This is a genomic window from Pedobacter sp. ISL-64, assembly GCF_018613605.1.
Classification (GTDB): domain Bacteria; phylum Bacteroidota; class Bacteroidia; order Sphingobacteriales; family Sphingobacteriaceae; genus Pedobacter.
In genome coordinates this window covers 335,432-352,526 of the sequence record NZ_JAGGPU010000005.1, presented here as the reverse complement: position 1 = coordinate 352,526, position 17,095 = coordinate 335,432, and the positions used below count along the sequence as shown (strand labels likewise).

Below are 17,095 nucleotides of genomic sequence, written 5' to 3'. Positions count from 1 at the left end.
AATTTATTTAATCAAAGAAACGGCGTTTTCGGAAAGGATAAACTCTTTTTCATATGCATCCCATTCTTTTTGAGTAACGCCCGATTTTAAAGCATTTTTTCTGAAGAAGTTATAATCAGTTAATTCATTTTTAGCAGTTAAGCAGGTGTTTAAGAATTTAAATATGCGTTGCTCACCAATCATTTGCTCCAGGCCACGGAGCAGAAATGGACCGTAGGCGTAGCGGTAAGTGCCTGAGATTTCATTACTTTCTTTAATGGCATTTAAAGGTTTGGCTTTAAAATCTTTTAGTTGTTTTCCCCTGTCCTGAAAATATTTAGTGCCGAAAGCTTTTCCGAATTTTTCTTCGCTTGCTTTTACCGATAAATACTCTGCAGTAGATTCTAAAAAGAACCAGAACAAAGTAGAGTTGGGTTGTAATACGTTGCCGAAATAATAATGACCAATTTCATGCGCAATAAATGGATAATCTGAAGAATCTTTAAGTTTACTGTGCTCTTCATCAATCATATCGCCCAGTTTAATGCCTGCAAAAGCTATTGTTGGAAAAGCCACAAAACCCCAGCTTCTGCCTTTGTTAAATTTTTCTACTGGCGCGTGCTCAATAAATACATTTTTTGTATTGTATGGGATTTTTAAAACCTTATAATAATAGGCTTTCATTTCAGCAATATTCTGTTCAAAAACATTCAATTGTTTATCATTCATTTGCGTGTTTAAAAATAGCGCGCCATTGGTTTTTTGTACATTATAATCTCCGGCAAAAAGCATCGGCGCAATTGGGATATTCGATTTAAATCTGGCAATTGGGCCCGGTTTAGGCAGATCGCCGTTTACAAAAATCATCTTAGCATCCTTAACTGTTACTTGGATATCGAAGGTCATCTGTTCAATCAGCTTGTCGTTTTTGATGTCGTAAATAATAGGATACCATTTAGATTGATCAGCAGCCCGCACGGTTTTGCCATTAAAAGCAATCAATCCCTTAAAATCTATAAAGTTCAGTGTATCACTATAAATGGGGAATGCTCCTGTATAGGTAATGTGTAGTTTACCAAGATTTACCAGTGTACTGTCTTTGTATAACGGAACGTAAGTTAAACCCTCACCACGCATAGTACCACCATAAAAGCCAGAATATTTTAGGGTTTGGTTTGCAGAATCTTTTAGAGCCTTAATGTTAAAGCCCTTATTTAACACAATCTGATAATCTTTTGCCAGGTTGGGAATGTTGCTGAGTATAAAATCGCAGGTAATCTGGCCTGTAGCCATTACAACCTCTACTTTTCCGCTCAAGTGTGGTGTTTGTGCATGTAGCTTAATGATCTGAAAGAACAATAAAATAAATACTGCAATTTTTTTCATAAAAGAGGGTGGTTTGTTACAAAGAAGAGGCTACATCCTATTGTAAATTCACTTCGAATTTGTCACGTTGAGCCTGTCGAAACGCCTTGTAAGACATTTAAAGCAAGCCCTTCGACAAGCTCAGGGTGACAATTGTATATTTATGATAGAGACTCATTGCTTAAAAGCTATTTTTAATGCTGTTGCTTAATGTTTTAGGCGACCAGTAACCGCTGGCAATAATCCTGCGGATCGTAAACAATGGGTCTTTTTCATCACGTTTGGTTGATAATTGATAAGCCATTCTAAAGCCACGTTTTTTAAGCTCAGGAATGCCTTCTGCATTCCATAAACCGAAAGGATAGGCAAATTCTGTCATCTTTTTACCTGTAATTTCTTCCAGTTTTTTGGTTGGTTTATCTAATTGCTCTTCCCAATCTTTACCTGCATATTTTTTAAAGTTTTTATGATCGTAAGTGTGGCTGCCGATCACATTTCCTTCGTCAGCAAGTTGTTTAATCTGCTCTTTGCTCATGTAATCTACAAACTTGCCTTTTTTGCCGATCGAAACGGTCATGATGAAATAAACGGCTTTATAACCCAGTTTATCTAAAGTTGGGCGTACAATGGTAAATTGATCCAGGTCAGTATCATCGAAAGTTAGCATAATGGGTTTGCTCGGTAGGGCAGCACCAGTGTTCAGGTAGGCATAAAGCTGATCGGGTAAAATGGTATGGTAGCCACTATCGGCCAGCATTTTCATCTGGTCTTTAAAATTCTGGATTTCTACAATATAATCTTTACCTACTTTTCCATCGGTTGGTTTCCAGTTTCTTACCTGGTGATAACATAAAATAGGTACCTGTTTCCGGGCTAAAATGGTTTTGGCATCGGCAACCTTTATTTTCGAAACATCAACCCGTGTTCCCGCACTTGTAGCAATCTTAGAAGTTTGCGTGGTAGAATCTTTAGCCGTGGCGTTCTCTGTTTGAGATTTGGATTGACAGCTGGCAAATAAGATTACTCCGGCTGTTATTAGGGTTAAAAAGCTGTATTTCATTATGAGGATATATAGCTACAAAACTATAAAATCTGTCAATTATTTAACCATCAAAATAAATTGTGTTAATAATTAATTTCTGATGCATAAAATTGAGCTAACTATCGCTTTTATTACACATTAAAGCCTGCTTAATATGCTTTAATTAAATAATTTAGCGGCTCAAACAAATTTTGATGAATAAACTTTATAAACTCCTGCTGTGTGCGCAGTTTTTATCCTTAACTGTATCTGCACAAAACAAAACATTTACTCTAACCGAAAATATTCATTCACAACCTAAAGCAAATTATCAACTTGCATCGCGTTTTTCGCCAAATAAGTTGAAGAAAATGGTTTATTCTACCGTTGTAGATCCGCATTGGCTAAAGTTGAGCAACCGATTTTGGTACACTTTCGAAAGCCCGAAAGGAAAATTCTGGTACCTCGTAGATCCTGCATCAAAAAGCAAAAAAGTGATGTTTGACAATGCTAAACTGGCAGCAGATATTACCCTGATGGTTCGCGATCCATTCGATGCCGAACATTTACCGCTGGAAAACCTAAAATTTGCGGCCGATGAAAAAAGTATTTCTTTCGAAATCAAAAGCACGGTCGATGAATTGAAAAAAGACAGAAAAGATAAAAAAGCTGCAGATTCTATGCAGAAGAAAATATTTTCTTTCAAATACGAACTGGCCAGCGCGAAATTAACTGAGGTGCCAAATTTCAGTAAGCCAAAACCAAAACCATCATGGGGGTCGGTAGCACCCGATTCATCGGCAATTATCTTCTCCCGTAATTACAACCTGTATTGGATGGATAAAGACAACTACAAAAAAGCAGTCAAAAATGAAGATGACAGCACAATTGTAGAACATCAGTTCACTAAAGACGGTGTTAAATTCTATTCGTATGGAAGTGATGGCGATGGTGAAAACAATGTAGAGAACGAAAAAAATAATAAAAAACGCCGTGGTGCTTATGTGCTTTGGTCGCCGAATTCGAAATATTTCGTATTGGATAGAACCGATTCGCGTAAGGTTAAAGATCTTTGGGTAATTAATAGTGTTACACTTGGCCGTCCGACGTTAGAAACCTATAAATATCAAATGCCAGGGGAGGCAGAAGCCCCTCAGGATGAAGTTTTGCTGTTCGATTTTGCTGCAAAATCTTATAAAAAACTGAGTGTTACCGCATTTAAAGATCAAAGTGTTTCGGTTTGGAGCAAACCATCATTAAATAAAGACCGTGATAACGAATTCCGTCCGTCTATTTGGTTGGGTAATGATAGCAGGTTCTATTTTTCACGCACCAGTCGCGATTTAAAACGTATCGACATCGGTACGGTTGATATTGCTACCGGAAAAGTTACGCCTTTAATCGACGAACGTTTTAATACCTATGTTGAAGTTAACCGCCCAGGTTTGGTAAATGATGGCAACGAACTGATTCATTGGAGTGAGCGCGATGGTTGGGCACATTTTTATCTCTTTGATGGAAATGGGAAGCTGAAAAACCAGATTACCAAAGGTGCTTTCCACTGTGAGAGTATCGTAAATATCGACGAGAAAAAACGTATCCTTTATTTTACGGCAAATGGCAGGGAAGGTAAAGAAGATCCTTACTACTTACATTTATACAGCATCAATTTTGATGGTTCGAACATGAAACTGTTAAATCCAGGTGATTTTGACCATGTGGCGAATATGAATGATAACAATACTTTCTTTGTTGATAACTATTCGAGGGTAAACACTGCACCAAAAGCCACGCTTTACGATGGATCAGGCAAAAGAGTGATGGATCTTGAAACTACAAATCTTTCATTATTGATAACGGCTGGTTACAAATTTCCTGAACCTTTCAAAGTAAAAGCAGATGATGGAATTACCGATCTGTACGGGGTGATGTATAAACCTTTCGATTTCGATCCGAATAAAAAGTACCCGATTATCGAATATGTTTATCCAGGCCCACAAACAGAAGCTGTAAACAAAGCTTTTAGCAAAAGTATGGACCGTACCGAGCGTTTAGCTCAATTTGGTTATATCGTAATTACGGTAGGTAACCGCGGCGGCAACCCTTCGCGGTCTAAATGGTACCATACTTACGGTTATGGCAATCTGCGTGATTACGGTTTAGCGGATAAGAAAACAGCTATTGAGCAACTGGCGGCCAAATATTCTTACATCGACGAATCGAAAGTGGGCATTACAGGTCACTCTGGCGGTGGCTTTATGTCAACAGCTGCTATGTTGGTTTATCCTGATTTCTTTAAAGCTGCGGTTTCGAACGCAGGAAACCACGATAATAGCATTTACAACCGCTGGTGGAGCGAAAAACACCATGGGGTAAAAGAAACCATTTCTTTAAAAGGCGATACCTCATTTAAATACAGCATTGATAAAAACCCTGACCTGGCCAAAAACTTAAAGGGACATTTGTTATTGATGCACGGTGATGTAGATAATAATGTGCATCCGGCAAACTCTATCCGCGTGGCCAATGCACTAATGAAAGCTGGTAAACGTTTCGATTTCTTGATTATTCCAGGTCAGCGCCACGGTTTTGGAGATATGACGGAGTATGCATTCTGGAAACTGGCTGATCACTTTAACAAATATTTAATCGGCGATTTTTCTGAACCGAGCGATGTTGATTTAGTAGAAATGGACAGAGATATCGAACAGAATGGAAAATAAATTTCATTTAACCACAGATAAAAAAGATGCACACAGATTCAATCCGTGTTTATCGGTGTCTATCTGTGGTTAAATATTTTTACTGCAAGCCATCTATTTTTTTGGAAACAAAGTTTTTCTTGCCATGGTTTGTGTCCTCACAAACCATTTTTTACAACGATAAGTCGTCATTGCTAGGCCAATCCTTCATTAGCGGTGGCAATCTATCCGATTAGTGTTAGAAACGAAATAGGTGCTCATGCAACCTCAAAAATGAAATACTGCCTTGGCCATCTAGCCCCGGTTGAAGCGTTACCCTGCAGCAACGAGGTACGAGGCAGCGAAGCGTATAAGCGTAAAACGGGAGAGGCTAAATGTTTTGCACAGGTATGGCGCTACAAAAAAGGTCGTGACCGTTGAGACTAACCTTCATTGACTATGGCAATCTACCCGATTGGTGTTTGTTTTTGATGTATATAGCTTTTTGGAAAGCAGGCTTCGGTAGTTCTTCGGTTATTTCAGCGTCACCCTGACCTGTAGCGCAGCGGAAAGCTACGAAGTAAATTTATTTCAGGGTCTATTTCAATACGATTCGTCATTGCTAGGCTAATCCTTCATTAGCCCGTGGCAATCTATCCGATTAATATCAGGTGCGAAATAGGTGCTCATGCAACCTCAAAAATGAAATACTGCCTTGGCCATCTAGCCCCGGTTGAAGCGTTACCCTGCAGCAACGAGGTACGAGGCAGCGAAGCGTATAAGCGTAAAACGGGAGAAACTAAATGTTTTGCACAGGTATTGCGCTCCAAAAACTCGTGACCGTTGAGACTAACCTTCATTGGCTATGGCAATCTACCCGATTGGTGTTTGTTTTTGATGTATATAGCTTTTTGGAAAGCAGACTCCGGCAGTTCTTCATTATTTCAGTTCTGCTATTGCCTATAGTCCCGATTTGAATTTTCTTGAATACAAATTTTGCTTTATCGGTAGCTATTCGGCGCTATCAGGTTTGATTAATTTAGGGTTGTGTTCCAAATTTAATCCTTTCTATCGCAAAATTTTCCCCTTTCGCCATGCTTTGTGTCCTCACAAATCATTTCGTTATTTGTTTAACCACAGATAGAAAGGATGGACACAGATTCAATACGTGTTTATCAGTATGCATCGGTGGTTATAAACAAAAAAGCCCCGAAAATTTCGGGGCTTCTGATCTGTTAAGGTAATCCGTTAGTGTTTTTTTATTTGTAAAGGTAATTTACTGCAATCACATCATTTGCATTGAAAGTACGGTTACCACCATTAGAACAGGCCAACATAAATGAGCCTGCATCAGGAGTTGAAGGCGTTCCCGGGATTCTAATTGCCCCCACATTCGATGCGCCTTCGTTGCCTGCACCACTAGCGCCACAGCTAAAGGCACGGTTCATATAATCAGTATGACGGAAACCGATACAATGGCCTACTTCGTGCTGGATCACAGAAGCAAGGTACAATAAATCAGGATTGGTTCCGTAAGCAGCAGCATTGGTGTTCATTTTGATCTGATTATAGGGTTTTCCTGATGCTGTAGGGAAACCCGCAGAACCTAAGGTAATAAAACCACCACTTGGAGCTTCATTAAAACCAACAACGTTAATGTTTCCGGTTGTACCTGCGCTTGCCCTTTGGAAAGTAATGCGTAAACCCAACGAGTTGTATCTCGAAATCATGGTGTTTACTGCATCGCTATATACCTGAGGTAGGTTAGTTACCGACATGGTAATTACACGTGGTAAAGATTTAACCAGGTTTGTGGTTCGGTACTGTTCCGTTTCGGCAATGTTTAAATTTGCACCAGTAGAAGGTTCAGCTAAATTGTCATCAGTCAAAAGAATATCTCCCTCTACCAAATAACCTTCATCTGTTTTGCGGATATTGTCGGTGCTAAAGCCTAGAGATTTGATCTGTGATAATTTGTCTGCTGAAATTTCAGTTTTGTTTTCTACCGCGTTTTCTGTATTATTACTCTTACACGAGTATAGGTTGGTGAGTAAAAGGCATGATGCTGCAATCGATAAAAATTTTGTTGTTTTCATCTTAGTTAGAATTAAATTAGTTTAGGTTGAATAAGTTAGTTAATAAAATTTGTGGATTACCTTATTAATCCTAATTTAGAGAAGATAAACGATGTAAACAAAATTTTATAATAAAATAATTTTTGAAAGTCAATACTGTATTTTTAGTTATATGTTTTTGTCTGTCTGTGCTTGGTTTAAACGCACAAGTACAACCTGCTGGAATAGAAAAATATTTTGAAAAATATATTTCCAAAAATGGCAATTCACAAAAATTAAGCGCTGAAGGGCTCATTTTGGTCCGGTTCAATCGTACGTTGACGGCTACCGAAATTCAATTATTAAACCCTAAAAAGAAACTTGCCGGCGATTATTTTATTGTCGAAAAACCGGCTGTCTCCAGCCTCTCTAATCATGTAATTTATCAAGAGAAAGCTAACGGACTATGGAAGGCTAGCGATCGGTTAATCAAAGTGCTTGCCAAGTCAACAAAAAAGAACGATTCCATTCTGGTTAGGTTATCCTTTAAAAATATAAATGCTTTACCTGGTTCAGCTAAAAACTTAAGCATAAAATCAATAGATCATATCAACAACATGATTATGGTTAATATTTTGCAGGCTGATTTAATGTTGATATTGGAACTGGATGATATTTTATACGCTGATGTTTTGCCTGTTGCTAAAGAGGAAGTGGTCATTAATGGTATCGACCTCGGCTTAAACCAAATTTCTAATGCCCATCGTCTTTTTCCAGGTATTGATGGTGCGGGGGTAAATGTTTCCTTTAAAGAAGGGACGTATGATGCAGCCGACCTTGATTTATTAGGAAAAACACTTCCAGGAGCTACTATTGGTACAACACCAACTACCCATGCTACCATTATGGCCACCTTAGCATTAGGAAACGGCAATTCCTTTATCCGTGGTTTAGGTGCCGCACCTAAATCCAAATTGGCATATTCTGATTTTTCTAACCTCATGCCAGATTTGGTTACTGATTTAAACAGGCTTCAGATTAAGGTTCAAAACCATTCGTATGGTACCGATATAGACAATGACTACGGAATGGAAGCCGCTGCGTACGATAAGCAGATTTACGAAACCGATACTTTGATCCATGTTTTTTCTGCCGGAAATAAAGGAACAACAACACCGTCAGTTGGTTTTTATCAAGGGATAACCGCCAGAGCCAACTTAACAGGTAATTTTAAGCAGGCTAAAAATTTATTGGTGATAGGAGGGATTAACAGAGAAAATATTTCTGAAAATCTGAGCAGCAAAGGTCCTGCCTATGATGGGCGCGTAAAACCAGAACTTGTTGCCTTGGGCGAAGACGGAACATCGGGCTCTGCTGCAATTACCAGTGGATCAATCGCATTGTTAGAACAATTTTATCGGCAGAAATATAAAAAAGCGGCTTCTGCTTCATTAATTAGAGCAACAGTAATTAATTCGGCTGATGATTTGGGAACACCACAGCTAGATTTTTTATATGGCTATGGCAAATTGAATATGGCCCAATCGTTAAAAACTTTAGATGAAAATAAGGCGTCTTTGTATGAAGTGGCCAAAAATCAGGATTTGCTTATTCCCTTGGCAATTCCGGCTAATGTAGCTGAAGTGAAACTAACCATTACCTGGAACGATCCTCCCGCTGTTGTAAATGCAGCACAAAGTTTGGTTAATGGATTGGATTTAAGTCTAGAAAATCCTGCTGGAAATTTAACGCTGCCCTGGGTGTTAAGCAGCTTTCCTCATTTAGATTCCCTCTCAAAGCCAGCTGTGCGTAAGGCCGACATTATCAATACCGTTCAGCAGGTTAGCCTCGATAATCCCCCGGCAGGTGCTTATAATATTCATGTTAAGGGTAACAGGATCACACAGGGGAATAACCAGCGCTTTGCGATGGCTTATCGTTATACATTCAAAAACACTTTTTCTTTTATCAATCCTGAAAAAAACGAATACTTTTTTGCCAATGAACAAAACTACATCAGGTGGGAGAATACTTACACCAGTAAAACCGGAAACTTATCGGTGAGCTATGATGAAGGGGCTACATGGAAATCAATTGCTTCGGGGATCGATTTAAGCAAAGGTTTTTACAATTGGAATACCCCAGATTTGTTTGCAAAAGCAATGATAAAAATGGAAGTGGATGGAAATGTAATATTGAGCCAATCATTTACGATTTCTAGTCCGAGGACATTGAAAGTTGGCTATGTATGTAAAGACGGTGCTGTGCTCAGCTGGGACCCACAGCCTGGTGCAAAAGATTATACTTTGTACAATATTGTGGATAATATTCTTTCTCCGGTGCTAACCCTTACTGATACTATAGTTAAGCTTGATGCAGGCAAGATTAATAGTAAGTATTTTGCGATAGCAGCTAACGGGATAGGTTTTACAGGTTTAAAAAGTTATACAATCGATTATACACAGCAGGGAATTGCCTGTTATGTAAGGAATTTATCGGCATCTGTAAGTGAGGATAAAGTAAAACTAGATCTCAGTATTGGAAGTACCTTGGATTTAAAGAATATCATTTGGGAAAAACAGACCGGGCCAAATGCTTTTAGTGTTTTACAGCAGACCAAGCCAGTTTCAAATCAACTCGATTATACAATTTTTGATGAAAAGCCAAAAGCTGGAATCCAGTTTTACCGCGTTACTTTCGAAACTGCCAACGGCCAGGTGCAGAGCGATCTGGTTTCGGCAGTGTTTCTTAAGGACAATGAATTTTCTTTCTTTCCCAATCCAGTTGCCGATTATTTAACTATTCTGAGTGGATCATTCGAAGATTATAGTCTATCTATTTTTAACATATTAGGACAGAAGGTTTTTGAGGAAAAGGCCACAAGTTCGAGCCGTTTTTTGCTCAACGCTTTATCAACAGGTGTTTATGTTGGTGTGATCAATAAAAATGGGCAACAGTTAAAGAAATTTAAGCTGATTAAGCAATAATTTTCCTTGTTCAGACCTCTCCACTGCGGTCGAGATGACGATACGTTTCATAAATACCTGGAAGAATTTGCCATTTTCTTCGTATTTTTCAGCAAATGCGATTAATTATCTAAAAACAATCCGTTACAAATGAAAAAACTCCTTCTACTTTCCAGTTGCGCGCTCCTGTTCTTTGGCTCCTGTAAACAGGGTGCAAAAAGTACTGGCGCTGGTGCCGATTCTTTAGCCATTAAAGCCATTAACGATTCGAGTTTAACCCAATATTTATCGGTAATTGCGGCTGATAGTTTAGAAGGGCGAAAACCTTTTACCAATGGAGAGACCAAAACCATTAATTATCTAAAAAATCAGCTCGAAAAACTAGGCCTGCAGCCGGGCAATGGAGATAGTTTCTTTCAGGAGGTACCCATGGTAGAAATTAAATCTGTGCCAGAAGATAAAATGGTTCTCAAAGGAAAAACTGCATCCTTAACACTCAATTATTTAACCGATTTTGTGGCTGGCACGCGCCGTGTGCAAAATGAGGTAAGTATGAGTAACTCACCGCTGGTTTTTGCGGGGTATGGCATTGTTGCGCCCGAGTATGGCTGGAACGATTATGCGAACCTAAATGTAAAAGGGAAAACGGTAGTGGTGTTGATTAATGATCCGGGCTTTGCTGATTCTACCTTGTTTAAAGGTAAAAATATGACTTACTATGGCCGATGGACCTATAAGTTTGAAGAAGCGGCAAGACAGGGTGCTACAGGGATTATTATTGTTCATGATACCGAGCCTGCAGCTTATCCCTGGACAGTTGTGCGCAGTGGATGGTCGAAATCTAAACTTACCCTGCAAAGCGAAGACAATGGAATGAGCAGGACTGTAGTAGAAGGCTGGATTACTTTAGATAAGGCGAAACAACTATTTGCACTGGATGGTAAATCATTCGATCAATTGGCTTTAAGTGCTCGGAAAAAAGGTTTTAGAGCTGTTGATTTAAATATTGCCACCTCATTAAAGGTTAAAAATACCATCAAAAAATCGGTTACTTATAACGTTCTGGCTAAAATACCAGGCGATAAGCGTAAAGATGAAGCTATTATTTATTCGGCACATTGGGATCATCTGGGTGTGGGAGAAAAAATACAGGGTGATTCTATTTACAACGGAGCGGTTGATAATGCAACAGGCGTAGCTTCTTTATTCGAAATTGCTTCGGCCTTTAAAAAGTTACCTAAAGCTCCCGGACGTACGATTTTGTTTATTTCTTATACGGCTGAAGAACAGGGGCTTTTAGGTTCTGAGTATTATGCCAAACACCCAGCTTTTCCTTTGGCTAAAACAGTTGCCAATATCAATATGGATATGATGGGTATAGCCGGTAAAACCAAAGATATTGTGGTATATGGCTTTGGCCAGTCAGAACTCGAAGATTATGCTGCTGCGGCGGCTAAAAAGCAGGGGCGGGTAATCGTGCCAGATCCTGTTCCGTCATCGGGATTATACTACCGTTCTGATCATTTTAATTTGGCCAAGGTTGGTGTACCCTCATTGTTTACAGGTTCTGGCGTAGATAATATCAAAAACGGCAGGGCATGGGGATTGAAGCAGGTAGCCGATTTTACTAAATTTCGTTATCATTCGCCACAGGATAATTTCGATGCAAAAACATGGGATTTATCAGGTATTGTAGAAGATGTAAGAATGCTCTTTGATATGGGGTATCACATCAGTAATGAAGATTCGTATCCGAAATGGAAAGACGGCTCTGAATTTAAAGCCATCAGAGAAAAGAAGTAAACAAAAAGCGTCCCGATGGTAAACCGGGACGCTCTTCGAAAAAAAAGTCATTTATTAAATTTCCCTTAAGGGGGGAATTAATTAAAAGTAGAACTGAACACCTAATCTTGGTGCGAAAGTATCAGCGTTTAAACCGAAAGTGTTTGTTTTTAATTTAGCACCTGTACCTTCTGCTTTCAAAGTATAGTTTTCATAACTTAAACCTTTAACCGAAAGTTCGATACCGATTCTTTTTGTTGGGAAAAATGCAAATCCTGGAGCAAGTTCTACACCGATTTTAGTGGTGGTACCCAATTTAACTGCGTTGTCGCCGTTAGCATCAGTTGCTTTTAACTCACCAAATGCCAATGGCACTGATAATTGTCCGAAAAATTTGAATTGATCAGATAAACCAACATAGTAACGACCGAAAGGAGCAACTTTAAAAGCGCCATCCTGAGTTTTGTTGCTTACTTCTTTATTGTATTCGTAACCAACACCCGTACCGATTGCAAAATTGTTGCTGATAAAATAACCAACACTTGGTAATACGCTAAAGCTGAAATCTGCTTTTGGGGCGCCATCTACTTTTGAAGAGTTTACACCTACGTTACCACCTAACATAAAATTTCCTTTTTCAGTTTGTGCTTGTGCACCATAAACTAAACCTGCTACTGCTACTAAAGATAATAATAGTTTTTTCATCTTTTTTATTATTTATTTGTTATAAAAATATAGTCAATTTTATTTTTTTAATTTCTGACTATATTTGAATAAAAGTCAACACTTGTGCCAAAAAACTTTGCCTGCGTCATCAAAAAATCAGTTTTTGGTCAACTACTTAATTGTTAAACAGATATAAAATTAGTGTTAAGTCAATATTATTTTCACGTGACTAAAAATTAATCGACTGATTAATTTTTTAGACATGACAGATTGACAATCTGACTTTTTTTGTATAAATGTCAGATTGTAAAACGCCGAAAATGTCAGGTTTTTGGGAAGGACCCGTTGCTGTTTTGGATTAAACCTTACAGGCAGAAATTAAATTTTCTATTTTCTTTTTAATAATTCCGATGGTTTTCTCGTCGGTTAGATTTCCTTCAGCATCGAATTTATTTTGAGCCTGGGCAACTAAAACTTCTGGTTGTAAAACCGGATTCATATTAAGGAAGGTAAAAACAGGTAAAAATGCTGTTTGCATTCTAACCGTTCCCCACATACCCTGTGTTGCGCCCATCACAGCAACTGGTTTATGCATCAAAGGCGAATCTTTTCCACGGCTGGCCCAGTCGATGGCATTTTTTAATCCACCGGGAATAGAGTAATTATACTCAGGAGAAACAATAATAAAAGCATCGGCATTTGCTAGGGCATCTCTGAATTTTACTACACTTGCAGGCCTTTCTTCAACTTCGGGTAAATCACGATCTGCATTGTAAACAGGAATATCATCAAAAGTCACCGTTTCGAACTGGATGCCTTCGGGGATTAAATCGCCAGCTACCTTTAGTAGCATGGCATTGTATGATCCCTTTCTTAAACTTCCGCATAAGCCAACAATTTTTCTGTTCTTTTCCATAGTTATAAAACCAAAACTTTATAAAAATGTTTGGTTTTTGCAAGGACAAACGGTATAGTTTAAAAAATTATAATCACTATTTTTGGCGGTATAATTTACCGATATGACTGAGAATAGCACGACCACTTCCATTATTGAAAAAACCGTTTTCCCGATACTTTTCGCTTTAAGTTTTTCGCATTTACTTAATGATACCATACAGTCGTTAATCCCTGCAATTTATCCTATCATTAAAACTAGTTATCATTTAAGTTTTTCGCAAATTGGTTTAATTACTTTGACCTTTCAATTGGCGGCATCATTATTACAGCCATTTGTGGGTTTGTATACAGATAAAAAGCCTCAACCATACTCTTTGGCAGTTGGCATGGGTTTTACCCTGATCGGTTTAATTTCACTTTCACAATCAACCCATTTTTACACCATATTACTTTCAGTATGTTTTATCGGGATAGGTTCTTCTATATTTCACCCCGAGGCGTCACGTATGGCGCACGCTGCATCAGGCGGGAAGAGGGGATTGGCTCAATCTGTTTTTCAATTGGGGGGCAATGCAGGAAGCTCTTTAGGTCCGTTGTTGGCTGCCTGGATTATTGTTCCCTACGGACAGTTCAGCGTGATCTGGTTTTCGGTAATTGCGCTTTTAGCCATTATTATCCTCACCTATGTAGGCAATTGGTACAGAGGATTTATGCTTTCGAGAAGTAAAAAGATCAATATTCAAACTGTTGTGAACCAATTTTCGAGAACTAAGGTGATTTTCTCGGTGTGTATTTTACTCTTGTTGATTTTCTCCAAATATTTCTACATGGCGAGTTTGACCAATTATTTTACCTTTTACCTGATCGATAAATTTCATGTTTCGGTGCAAACCTCGCAGATCTATTTATTTGTGTTTTTATTTTCAGTAGCTGCCGGAACCTTATTGGGTGGGCCAATAGGCGATAAAATAGGTCGTAAATATGTAATATGGGCATCCATATTGGGCACCGCTCCATTTGCATTATTACTGCCACATGCCAACCTGTTTTGGCTAGGTGTACTTATCGTTCCCATCGGGATGATTTTGGCGTCAGCATTTTCGGCAATTTTAGTTTATGCACAGGAACTGATCCCTGGCAAAGTTGGTTTGGTTGCTGGATTATTTTTTGGCTTTGCCTTTGGCATGGGTGGCATCGGATCGGCGCTATTGGGAAAATTGGCTGATTCTACGAGTATTGAATACGTATTTAATATTTGTGCGTTTCTGCCTTTAATCGGTTTACTAACCGGATTCTTACCGAATATTGAAACAAAAAAGAAATAAAAATCAATATGGACGACAGCGATTGTAGCAAATTGAAAGGCTGCGAAGAATCGTCATTCCCAACTCGATTGGGAATCTTAATGCAATAAGCCTTAAGATTCGCGCCTGCGCGGGAATGACGACCCTTTTATTGAAATGTGTCAATGCTAGCCGGTCTAGGGAATAGCTATGATTTTATATAGCGTTTCGACAGCCTCTATCAGCTTAAAAGTGAAAGTTAAATCCAAGAAATGGGTTAAAAGTGTTAAACCCAAAATCAAATGCCTCCGTTTCGTACCAAATATTTGAAGGCTCTTTACCGTCGTAATCAATTTTATTGTATGATAATAGAGGGAAACCAAGTTCTATGCCCAGTTTTTTCGTCGGAAAAAATGCTAGGCCAGGTTGTATAGATGCATGATATTGTGTGAATTTTGAACTAAGTGGATAATTATAAGTATAGGTACTGGTTTCATTAGTTTTTACAATACCAATCGTTCCACTAAACTGTCCAAAGGCTTTAAGTTTGTCAACAATATCTACATAATATCTCACTACAGGGCCCACTGAAAAACTTTTTTGTTTACTTGTTCTTGTAGAGGTTGTGTTGAAATTAGAATCAAAATTACTATTGAAATTTTTACTATAGCTAAAACCTGCAGTTAGTCCAATTGCTAAGTTTTTAGAAAAAAAATGTGCATAACTCGGATTGATGCCATAAAAATTTCTTTTTTCGTAATTTGGCGATTCAGTTTTTGACGAAGAAATACTTAAACTTCCTCCAATTAAGTTGTCTCCTTTTTCTGTTTGGGCATGAGTTGCCATAGCGATAGCGCATAGTGCTACCAACGTTAATAATTGTTTTTTCATTTTCATTTGTGTTTTTGTGTCTTCAATGATAGCATAAAAACACAATATAAAACTATATGTTTAGTTAATTTTATGTTAATTTTTTGAATGTCAGTAAATAAAAAAAACACCGATCTGATTTACTGGATCGATGTTCGATGATAAGAATGAATGGATTGTACTTTACTTCGAATTTGCATTCAGGATAAAATAATACAGTTCAGTAGGAGAGAAATTGAAATCACTTCCTGTTTCACCTGTAATTGATTTGAGCTTTCCATTTTCTTCAGGGAAAATGCTTCTGTAGTATTCGATGGTAACATTACCAATTGATTTGATCTTTCCATTTTCTTCGGGGAAAATGCTTCTGTAATATTCGATGGTAACATTACCAATTGATTTGATTTTTCCATCCTCCTCAGGGAATATACTGCGATAATATTCGATAGGCATATCTCCGATTGATTTTACCTTTCCATTTTCTTCAGGAAAGATGCTTCTGAAATATTCTATTTTTTTATCGCCTACAGATTTAATTTTACCATTTTCCTCTGGAAAAATACTTTTATAATATTCAAATTTCTTATCTCCAATGGATTTAATCTTTCCATTTTCTTCAGGGAAAATACTTTTGTAGTATTCAAAATTGGTATTGCCGATTGATTTGATCTTTCCGTTTTCTTCGGGAAAAATACTTCTGTAATATTTTATTTCTGTGTTTGCCGTAGTTTGTGCTTTTACATTAAATGCATAAGTTAAAAACAGGGCTATACTTAAAACCTTTAGGTTTCGGCTTAATATATTTTTCATGAGATGTAAGGTTAGAAGTGAATATTGATCGTGAAAGTAGGGGTAAAGTTATCGAGTGCCAGCCTCAAGTTATTTTTCTTATCAAAGTTGTACAGCGATTCTTCAGCATAATAATTTTGATGAAAGAAACTTAAAATAGGAAACGAAAACTCGATACTCGAATCGTTAGAAAGCATATAAGCAAAACCTGGACTTAGACTTGCTCCAAAGCCTTTTGCACGTGCATCGGTACGGATAAGATAACCCTCATCGTCAATTCTATTGAATGTGTTAATTTGGAGCAGCAAATTAGCCTGGGCAAAAAACTTAAACCGATTTTTAACATCCACATATTTCCGTATGAAAGGAGATATGCCGAAGCTAAATTCTTTTGGACCATAGCGGTCTTCATATCTTCCATCTTCTTCGTCCCAAGAGATATAACTTTCGCCACGTAGTTTGGAAAGATTTAAGGGAATTTCGAGTCCTATAGCGAAATTATTAGCTAAAAAGTAGCCTCCGCGAGGTGTGGCCGTAAAGGTGTTTAAACTTGGTGATGAATTGTTTTGTTTGGAGGTTCCAAAACTTAAGCTCAAACCAGCGAAGCCGGTTCCTTTTTCAGTTTGGGCATAGCAATGCCAACTGACGGCGCATAGCAGCGCCATGATGATTAATTTAGGTTTCATTTTATTTGTGTTTTTGTGTGTAATCAATAATAATCATTATTGAAACAAAAAACAAG

Annotated in this window: 12 protein-coding genes; 4 read left to right on the top strand and 8 right to left on the bottom strand. The window is 38.0% G+C overall.

Translation table 11 applies throughout. The annotated features are described in order from the left end of the window. Window positions 1–3 precede the first annotated feature (3 nt). Together J7E57_RS07760 and J7E57_RS07755 are read right to left on the bottom strand one after the other, a co-directional pair. Window positions 4–1,365: a M1 family aminopeptidase gene (locus J7E57_RS07760; RefSeq protein ID WP_215126731.1), complete on the bottom strand. Its 1,362-nt coding sequence runs from the start codon at window positions 1,363–1,365 to the stop codon at window positions 4–6. Window positions 1,366–1,525: 160 nt separating this feature from the next. Then, window positions 1,526–2,404: a polysaccharide deacetylase family protein gene (locus J7E57_RS07755; RefSeq protein WP_215126729.1), complete on the bottom strand. Its 879-nt coding sequence runs from the start codon at window positions 2,402–2,404 to the stop codon at window positions 1,526–1,528. Window positions 2,405–2,580: 176 nt separating this feature from the next. Here J7E57_RS07755 and J7E57_RS07750 point away from each other — a divergent pair, with 176 nt between their 5' ends. Next, the gene (locus tag J7E57_RS07750; protein ID WP_215126727.1) at window positions 2,581–5,088 is read left to right on the top strand and encodes a S9 family peptidase; all 2,508 of its coding nucleotides are present in this window, start codon (window positions 2,581–2,583) and stop codon (window positions 5,086–5,088) included. Between the two features lie 1,217 nt (window positions 5,089–6,305). Here J7E57_RS07750 and J7E57_RS07745 read toward each other — a convergent pair. Continuing rightward, a complete protein-coding gene (locus tag J7E57_RS07745) occupies window positions 6,306–7,142 on the bottom strand; it encodes a M57 family metalloprotease (RefSeq protein ID WP_215126725.1) in 837 nt (278 codons plus the stop codon). Between the two features lie 167 nt (window positions 7,143–7,309). Here J7E57_RS07745 and J7E57_RS07740 point away from each other — a divergent pair, with 167 nt between their 5' ends. After that, a complete protein-coding gene (locus J7E57_RS07740) occupies window positions 7,310–10,087 on the top strand; it encodes a S8 family peptidase (RefSeq protein WP_215126723.1) in 2,778 nt (925 codons plus the stop codon). A gap of 129 nt (window positions 10,088–10,216) precedes the next feature. After that, entirely contained in the window at window positions 10,217–11,869 is a 1,653-nt protein-coding gene (locus tag J7E57_RS07735; RefSeq protein ID WP_215126721.1) for a M28 family metallopeptidase, read from the top strand. 81 nt (window positions 11,870–11,950) lie between these two features. On the opposite strand, the gene J7E57_RS07730 is transcribed toward J7E57_RS07735, so the two are convergent. Then, window positions 11,951–12,553: an outer membrane beta-barrel protein gene (locus J7E57_RS07730; RefSeq protein ID WP_215126718.1), complete on the bottom strand. Its 603-nt coding sequence runs from the start codon at window positions 12,551–12,553 to the stop codon at window positions 11,951–11,953. A 319-nt stretch (window positions 12,554–12,872) separates the two neighbouring features. Beyond that, complete coding sequence (locus J7E57_RS07725; protein ID WP_215126716.1) at window positions 12,873–13,430, bottom strand: NADPH-dependent FMN reductase; 558 nt, start codon at window positions 13,428–13,430, stop codon at window positions 12,873–12,875. A 103-nt stretch (window positions 13,431–13,533) separates the two neighbouring features. Between J7E57_RS07725 and J7E57_RS07720 the strand changes: the two genes are divergently transcribed. Beyond that, window positions 13,534–14,736: an MFS transporter gene (locus J7E57_RS07720; protein ID WP_215126714.1), complete on the top strand. Its 1,203-nt coding sequence runs from the start codon at window positions 13,534–13,536 to the stop codon at window positions 14,734–14,736. A gap of 204 nt (window positions 14,737–14,940) precedes the next feature. Here J7E57_RS07720 and J7E57_RS07715 read toward each other — a convergent pair whose 3' ends face one another. The 3 genes from J7E57_RS07715 to J7E57_RS07705 all read right to left on the bottom strand — a co-directional run bounded on the left by J7E57_RS07715 (window position 14,941) and on the right by J7E57_RS07705 (window position 17,039). Continuing rightward, window positions 14,941–15,585: an outer membrane beta-barrel protein gene (locus J7E57_RS07715; RefSeq protein WP_215126712.1), complete on the bottom strand. Its 645-nt coding sequence runs from the start codon at window positions 15,583–15,585 to the stop codon at window positions 14,941–14,943. A gap of 162 nt (window positions 15,586–15,747) precedes the next feature. Next, on the bottom strand, window positions 15,748–16,374 hold the full coding sequence (locus tag J7E57_RS07710) for a hypothetical protein (RefSeq protein ID WP_215126710.1): 627 nt from the start codon (window positions 16,372–16,374) through the stop codon (window positions 15,748–15,750). 11 nt (window positions 16,375–16,385) lie between these two features. Further along, window positions 16,386–17,039 (bottom strand): hypothetical protein, encoded by a 654-nt coding sequence (locus J7E57_RS07705; RefSeq protein WP_215126708.1) that lies wholly within the window; start codon window positions 17,037–17,039, stop codon window positions 16,386–16,388. Window positions 17,040–17,095 lie beyond the last annotated feature (56 nt).